Consider the following 8,221-nt stretch of genomic DNA (forward strand, 5'->3'; position numbering starts at 1 on the left):
GTACGTTTTTGCATGAAATATTTGAAAAAATTGATTTCAATAATAAATCGCAGTGGTCTCAGGTGATTGATAGAGCAGTCAGTAGTTATCAGCTGCCTTTGGTTTATAGTAGCGCTGAACAGCAAAGCCGACTATTACAAGCAAAGAATAAAGAAGATGGTCGTATACCTGATTTAGACTTAATAGATGCTGCAAAGCATGAGGCATTAATTAACTGGATTGAAGAGGTGCTACAGGCGCCATTATTAGCATCTAATCAGCCCTTACAGTCTATCAATGCAAGTCAGAGATTTGCTGAGTTAGAGTTTAATATGGGGCTGTCAGAACGCTTTAAAGCGCAAGATATCAATAGCCTCTTTCAGCAGTATCTCCCGAATGAAGCTGACAAACACGTCAATCTTGTTCCACAAAATAAAGCGCATCTATATCGTTATCTGCGTGGCGAAATTGATTTGGTATATGAGCATGCTGGCAAGTATTACGTTGTCGATTATAAAAGTAATTTTTTAGGAAATAGCCTAAGTAATTATAATGAAAGTACGCTCAAGCAAGCCATGTCAAAGGCAGGATATTGGTTACAGGCAGCGATTTATCAAGTAGCGTTACATCGCTTCCTTGCAATGAGAATTCGTGATTATGCAGGTAATGAAGATAAGTATCTTGGGGCTGTTGAATATGTTTTTTTACGGGGGGTATATGACTCAGACTCCCAAGCAGCTGCTGACCTATCGCAAGATGTTAATGAGGCTGATAATAGCCACTCAATGCACAGCGACCGCTATGGATTAGTCAAGTGGGATATTCCAATTGAGTTCATTAAGGCCCTAGATGCGTTATTTGGCATACCAGATTAGTGGGTCATAAATAGCGAATTAAATGAAGAATAACCATGATGGCGATTAACTGGATAACAATAGAGACAAGTGCACTATGAGTAATAATAACAATAAGAGCAGAGCGGCCGTTAGCTTACAAGAGAGCTGGGCTAGTAATATCAGTGATTATATTTTGCTGCGCCGTCAGCAAACGCATTTAGCGTATAACGTGACTGACACAACGGTTAATGTTGACAGCAAATCAATCAATCAGATGGAACAAAGTGGCTTATTTAATGCTTTATTCGTTATGTTAGCCATTCATTTAGAAGAGGGGCATACGGTTTTAACCATTGAGGCCGAAGACAATGAAGCGCCGATACAAGGGCAAATCAATGGAGAGCGAGTCACGTTATACGCTTGGCAGCAGCAATTATTGGAGATGCTAGCAACACCAATCCTAGCACTGATTGATACTAAAATAGACATGCAACAAGAGGATGATTCTACAGATGAGCTATCATTATTTATCCTGCTAGACATCATGTTTGGCAAGCGAGCTCAGCTCTGGGCTCAGATGGCACTCAGTAATCATGAAAAAGAGATATTGGTTAAGAGGTTTGATGCAGTTGCATTACTTTACCAGTTATTGAGAGATACCAACTTAACGTCTTTTGCTAAGTTAATCGATGAGCATACTTTATTCGCTGACGCTAATTCTAACGTGAATAATAGAAATAGCCTAAGTAAAAATAATAAACCTATTGTTTATCAATTAACTAATAAACAAAACGCCAAAAATTCAACAGCATCACTGACTTTTTGGCTACACCGCGCATGGCAAGCAGAATTCAACTTAGCAGAGCGTATCAATAATATTTTAACTCAGCAAATAAAACCTCTAGAAATATTGATACCCGAAAATCTGCATGAGCAGCAGATAATGGCCATTAATGTCGCTAATAACAATGCATTCAGTATTATTACTGGTGGCCCAGGTACAGGTAAAACTTATACGGTTGCTCAGCTAGTGATTGCGCTGCAACAAGCTACAGAAGGTGGGGGTAATGAGCATGAAGATATTAAATTCAGCACTGACAGTGCCAGCCTAGCATTAGCAGCACCGACTGGTAAGGCTGCACAGAGAATGCAGGAGTCTTTACAAGCGGCTCTGGATACAGCGGATGTTGAATTACAGTTGCAAGAGGCCAAGACTATTCATCGCTTGTTAGGTATTGGCCGGACTGGCAGACCTCGTTACAATGCAAATAATCCACTCGGCGAAGATATTATCATCGTTGATGAAGCATCTATGCTAGGGGTAGAGCTGGCTAATCATCTTGTGAGTGCGGTGAAACCAGGCGCTAGGCTTATACTACTAGGGGATGCTAATCAGTTAGCAGCGGTAGATGCAGGGGCAGTACTGGCTGACTTATGCCGCATTCCATTGCTACAACCCATACATGCAAAGCTAACAGAGAGTCGCCGATTTAGCGCAGACTCAGGTATTGGCAAGCTAGCCAATCAAATTAATAAGACAGATACTCAAGCCATTTGGCAGTTACTAAAACAGGACGAGTCATTGAGCTTTCAGTATATAAATACGTCGAAAGCAGAGAGTCTTATAAATAATGAGATACAAAATAGCCTAAGCAATAAAAAAATTATTTCAAAAATAACTCTAAATTACCAAATATATATAAATAAAGTTAGATTTCTAGTAGAAAATCCAATAAAAAAATCCGCGCCAGAATTGGTAAAAAATACGATTGCTTCATTAATGCAAACATTTAACCAATTTAGGATTTTAAGTGCTGGTCATAATGGCGAGTGGGGCGATCACTACATTAATAACCATATCACTCAATGGCATCTTGCTGAACTAAAGCTACCGCTAGGTCAAAATACATGGTTCCATGGTCGTCCCGTTATGGTTCTACAAAACATCTATGAGCTAGGATTGTTTAATGGTGATATCGGTTTTTGCTTGCAAACAGGAGACGAAAGAAGCCGACTTGAAGTGTTCTTTGAAAATAAGGCGCAGGGGATTGCCGTCAATCTACTAAATGAAGAGGTAATCGCCACAGCATATGCGATGACCATTCACAAGTCTCAAGGGTCTGAGTTTGACCATGTAGCTATTACCTTTGATAATAGTCACGCAAGGTTACTGAGCAAAGAGCTTATTTATACAGCGGTAACCCGTGCTAAAAAACAGGTAACTATATATAGTACAAAAAATGCTTTTGAAAAGGCCGTTCAGACACCGACTGAGCGCCATACGGGTTTGGCATTGCAGTTTTAAATTGATATTGATTACGTGTATTATCAACAAGCAATAAAAAAGCACCCAATGGGTGCTTTTTTATTGTGCTATTACTTGAAAAAAACTGATTAAATTTTATCTTCTTTAATAGCATAGATGCCAGGCAGATGACGTAAGTAGCCATGGAAGTCCATACCACAGCCATAAACATAACGGTCTGCGACATTAATACCGACAAAATCAACGTCAAAACCTTTAACTTTACGATCATGCTCTTTATTGAGTAGAACACAAGATTCAATCGATAAAGGATTTTCTTTACTCAATTCTTCAACCACAGTTTTTAACGTGATGCCTTCATCAAAAATATCATCGATCAATAAGACGTGCTCGCCTTCAATATTCACATCAGGCTTAAACTTCCAATCAAGCTCATTGGTTCCTTCATTATCACGATAGCGTGAAGCATGGATATAGTGCATACGATGATAAAAGGTCAGGTGAGTCAGCAATTGACCGGCTGGGATAAGTCCACCGTTCATAACGACCATAACAATCGGGTTTAGACCAGCGTAGTGCAGGTTAAGCTGAGCCGCCAAGCGCTCATATGCGGCAGCAACTTCTATACTGCTGATTAAGCATTCTGAGTTGCGTAATGTTTTTTCAATTTCTTGATTGCTGATTTGGGTCATCGGGTGTGCCTTTGGTAAAAAGTGCCGCTTATTTTAGCAAATTTTAGTGAATATGCCCAATGTCATCTGACTTTTTGGACAAAATTAATCGAACATTGGCAGCTATTCAGGCTTTTCTACGATAAAAGGACGATAATAGTTGGCTAAACGATTCAACGAGCTATCTGGCAAGTCAGGTAACAGCTTATTAAGCGCCATACTCATGCCTTTATCAATAGCCGCTTTGGCAATGGGTACGGATTTACGTTTAATCATACCTAGCTTTAAGGTTTCAGCGAAGCGGCTGATAAAATGCGTTAAGGTTTCTTCGTTCATAGTCTCAAGGGCAATTTTAAAGGTTTTGGTATCGATATGTTCAGGCGTGATGGCAGCGAAACCTTTATCAATAATTTCAGCATGTTTTTCTGACAGTTTAAAACCCACACGTTTGATACCATCATTATCAATAAAAGTGGCGCGATCTCTCAAAAAATGAAAGCTTGGCATGACTTCTTCGTTGTTTTCTTTACCAAGTAAAATATTAAGTAGGGTATCGGTCGAGCGCTCAACGGTAACGACAACCTTACGCATAGATGCTTGACGCTCAGGATTTGGGATAATCTCAACCAGACCGACCAACAAGTTATCAATCAGATCGCGTGCTGTTTGGTGCGTTAGAGCATCACGATATGGGTAGTATTCTACCTCCTCATTTGATGCAATGATTTGCTCAGCATCAATGATTAATGCTTTCAATTTATCTGAAGGTACAAACCCAAAATAATGCGCCATTGTGCTTCCTTTATTTGTTGTTTTTCATATTTAACCAGCGTTACATTCGTCGTTAAATCGGTTAGTATCTAAATGGGTCGCAATCAAAGACTCACCATATGCTGACTAGTGACGTGTACTAACTATAGAATGCAAAGCCTTATTAATGGATGATGATACTATAATACTTCTATAAACTGCCTATGGACAGGTGCGCTAAGTCACTAGCCGCCGACTAATTTAACATATTTTTTATATTCTAAATTAAAAAGCTTGAACTTATAAGGCTACCTACTACTTGTCTAAGGAGAGATAAGATGAATAGTGCAATCGTGTTAGTGTTTGCTGTTGCCGCTATGCTTTGTGGTTATGTGTTTTACTCAAAATTTATCGCCACTAAAATCTTGGCATTGGATAACAGTATCCCCACGCCAGCGCATACCATGAAAGATGGGGTAGATTATATCCCCACCAATAAATACGTGTTATGGGGGCATCATTTTACTTCAGTCGCAGGAGCGGCTCCGATTATTGGTCCTGCCATTGCGGTTATTTGGGGCTGGGTACCTGCCATCATTTGGGTGGTATTAGGCACCATTTTTATGGCGGGTGTCCACGACATGTCCGCTATTTGGGCAAGTATGCGTAATCGAGGTCAGTCGATTGGCTCGATTGCCGGTACCGTCATGGGTACACGTGTGCGCAGCTTGATGATGATCGTCATCTTTTTATTATTACTAATGGTAAATGCGGTATTCGGCGTCGCTATTGCTAATATGATGATAAAAACCCCATCTGCTGTGCTGCCAGTTTGGGGTGCTTTGATAGTCGCCTTTATCATCGGTCAGTGTATTTATCGCTATAAGATGAATCTGGTTTGGGTATCAATCATTGGGGTTACCGCTTTATATGGGCTTATCTATCTTGGTCCTATGTTCCCTATTGTATTACCTGAGACATTTTTAGGATTACCTGACAATGCCGTTTGGATTATTATTTTATTCGCCTATGCGGCAATCGCTTCTTTATTACCGGTCTGGATGCTCTTGCAGCCGCGCGATTACATCAATGGCTTACAGTTATTTATCGGTCTGATTTTACTATATGCCGCCATCTTTATTGCTACGCCGAATATTGTCGCGCCAGCGATAAACACAGCATTGCCAATTGGCACACCATCTATGGTGCCTTTATTGTTTGTGACCATTGCTTGTGGTGCAATCTCAGGTTTTCATGGTTTGGTGGCAACGGGTACAACGTCTAAGCAGATTGATAAAGAAGAAGATGTACGATTCGTTGGTTACTTCGGTGCCATGGGTGAGGGTATGCTAGCGCTTGGCGCGATACTCGCAGCAACTGCAGGCTTTGCAACCCTTGGCGACTGGCAAGCAGTTTATCAAAAATTTGGCGATGGCTCTATTGGTGCCTTTATTGATGGTGGTGCGACCATATTAAATGCAGGGGTTGGTATTGATATGGTTTTATCCCAGACGATGTTGACGGTAATGGCAGCCTTGTTCGCTGGTACCACGATGGATACTGGGGTACGTCTGCAACGTTATATCTTCCAAGAATTCGGTGAGATTTATAAACTTCCCGTTCTGAATAAGAGTGTGGTGGCAACATTGCTTGCCGTTGGCAGCTGTCTGTTATTAGCATTTGGTGCTGGTGGCATCGATGGTGCTGGTGGTATGATTATTTGGCCGCTATTTGGCACGACAAATCAGCTAATGGCTGCATTAACCTTGATGATTGTCACAGTCATCTTGTTACGTAAAGGCAGACCAGTATGGTATACCTTAGGGCCCTTATCGTTCTTACTGGTTATGACGGTTTTTGCATTATTGATTCAGCTAAAAACCTTTTTTAATGATGGTAATTGGCTGCTTATTATTATGGATATCATCATCTTGATAGCTACGATTTTAGTGACGTTTGAGAGTCTATCGGTACTACGCAAAGAATGGTCGATACATAAAGGCAAAAGCAACCTCTAAGCATGTTGAATGCCTAGTTAATGAAATATCTAAAAAAACGCTAGCAGCAATTGCTGGCGTTTTTTGCCTCATATAGGCATGATAGATAACAAGTATACGCAAAATAAGAGTCATTATGGAAAAGACGAATATAACAAAACCTATAAAAAACCTTGAGCTATGGTGGCAACGGTTTGTGGCTGGGTTGAATGAGTTTTATCATGCGCCTTATCGTCAAACGATGGCACGCGCGGCGCGTGATGAGGAAGATTTTTTTATGCTACTCATGTTTTCTGAAAGCTTAGGTATCGATAACCCAGCCAGCTTTTATACCTTAGAGTTGCAGCCGTTATTTTTAGAAAATTTCCATGAATGGCATACACGTATGGGTATGGATAGATGTCCTTTTGACCATGTAGGTTGCTGTTAGTTTGCTTTGAATTAATTAAAATGAGATACCAGTATGGCATTACACCCTTTATCGGCATTGGTAGAGCAATTAACGACACAGCCAATTATATTTATCGGTGGAAAGGGCGGTGTCGGTAAAACTACCACGGCTGCTGCACTTGCCAGCTATTATGCCAGTCAAGGCAAAAAGACACTGATTGTCTCGACCGATCCAGCACACAGCTTGGGCGATGTTTTAAACGTCCCGCTCAAAAATAAAAAAACAGCCGTAACTCCTTATCTAGATGCTATTGAACTAAACCCTGATATCATCGTCGATGAGCATTTTGTCCAAGTGGAACGCACCATTACCTCTTATGCCAATCCAGACATGATGCCAAAAATTCGTGAGCATTTACAACTATCGAAATCAGCACCTGGCGCACAAGAAGCTGCCATGCTCGAATCCATGTGCCAACACTTGGTTGCAGCCGCAGATGCTGGCTATGAACATATTATTTTTGATACCGCACCGACAGGGCATACACTTCGTTTATTAGTGCTGCCTGAGATGATGGGCGCGTGGACAGATGGGCTGCTCGCTCAGCAGCGTCGACAGGCAAAACTGCGGTCAGTGGCGAATCATTTAGGCAGTCATAAACAAGATAATAATAAAAATGACTTGGCCAATCCGTTTGCCGAAAAAAAATCCGACCGTTGGGAGCAAGCGGTATCCGTACTAGAAAAACGCAAACAGCTGTTTCGTCAGGCAGGGTTGCTGCTTCATGACCGTACACAAACTGCCATTGTATTAGTGATGACGGCTGATGTATTACCATTGGCTGAAACCAAGCGGGCGATAGAGCAGTTAGAAGACAGTAAGCTTATGCCAGCCGCAATCGTTATCAATCAATTGATAGCACCGACCCAGTCCGATGCATTTTGGCGTCATCGTGCTGAACGTCAGCAGCAATTGATGCAAGATATTGAGCAAAGTTTTCCTAATTATCCTTTATACCCAATATATCTGCAACAAACGGACGTGCGCGGTACAGACGCCTTAAGTGCATTATTAAGCTCAGTATCAGAATTATAAATCCCAAAATATCACTTAAACACAGCTATAAATTATGGCTGACGTTGATAGGACGCTAGCCTACTTGCCAGCGACCATGCCATATCTGCTCTTAGCAACTGCGCTTGCTCGGACTTGCCACTACTAAGTGACGACCATTGCGGTTTGCCACGGGCTTTTTTGAGCTCACTTGGTAATTTGTGTGTTGCCCATAGCGTTATGACATTACTATTCTCATCATGATTGTCGCCAATTGA

Annotated in this window: 7 protein-coding genes and 1 pseudogene; 5 read left to right on the forward strand and 3 right to left on the reverse strand. The window is 41.2% G+C overall.

Annotated features, from left to right (window positions below):
• Window positions 1–854 (forward strand): PD-(D/E)XK nuclease family protein (locus VLN09_RS10810; RefSeq protein ID WP_325246402.1); only part of this gene is annotated, 854 nt, incomplete at its 5' end.
• Window positions 855–930: 76 nt separating this feature from the next.
• A complete protein-coding gene (gene recD, locus VLN09_RS10815) occupies window positions 931–3,120 on the forward strand; it encodes an exodeoxyribonuclease V subunit alpha (protein WP_325246404.1) in 2,190 nt (729 codons plus the stop codon).
• Between the two features lie 89 nt (window positions 3,121–3,209).
• On the opposite strand, the gene VLN09_RS10820 is transcribed toward recD, so the two are convergent.
• The gene (locus VLN09_RS10820; RefSeq protein WP_325246406.1) at window positions 3,210–3,773 is read right to left on the reverse strand and encodes a hypoxanthine-guanine phosphoribosyltransferase; all 564 of its coding nucleotides are present in this window, start codon (window positions 3,771–3,773) and stop codon (window positions 3,210–3,212) included.
• 102 nt (window positions 3,774–3,875) lie between these two features.
• Window positions 3,876–4,544 carry a hypothetical protein gene (locus VLN09_RS10825; protein WP_325246408.1) on the reverse strand — a complete coding sequence of 223 codons (669 nt, stop codon included), beginning with the start codon at window positions 4,542–4,544 and terminating at the stop codon, window positions 3,876–3,878.
• Window positions 4,545–4,840: 296 nt separating this feature from the next.
• Here VLN09_RS10825 and VLN09_RS10830 point away from each other — a divergent pair, with 296 nt between their 5' ends.
• The 3 genes from VLN09_RS10830 (at window position 4,841) to VLN09_RS10840 (ending at window position 7,985) form a co-directional block, all read left to right on the forward strand.
• Entirely contained in the window at window positions 4,841–6,520 is a 1,680-nt protein-coding gene (locus tag VLN09_RS10830) for a carbon starvation protein A (protein ID WP_325246410.1), read from the forward strand.
• 115 nt (window positions 6,521–6,635) lie between these two features.
• The gene (locus VLN09_RS10835) at window positions 6,636–6,929 is read left to right on the forward strand and encodes a cory-CC-star protein (protein WP_325246412.1); all 294 of its coding nucleotides are present in this window, start codon (window positions 6,636–6,638) and stop codon (window positions 6,927–6,929) included.
• Between the two features lie 33 nt (window positions 6,930–6,962).
• On the forward strand, window positions 6,963–7,985 hold the full coding sequence (locus VLN09_RS10840; protein WP_325246414.1) for an ArsA family ATPase: 1,023 nt from the start codon (window positions 6,963–6,965) through the stop codon (window positions 7,983–7,985).
• Between the two features lie 32 nt (window positions 7,986–8,017).
• Here VLN09_RS10840 and VLN09_RS10845 read toward each other — a convergent pair.
• A pseudogene (locus VLN09_RS10845) lies at window positions 8,018–8,221 on the reverse strand (DUF3482 domain-containing protein); the annotation flags it as partial.

This window comes from Psychrobacter sp. (assembly GCF_035469765.1).
Classification (GTDB): Bacteria; Pseudomonadota; Gammaproteobacteria; order Pseudomonadales; family Moraxellaceae; genus Psychrobacter.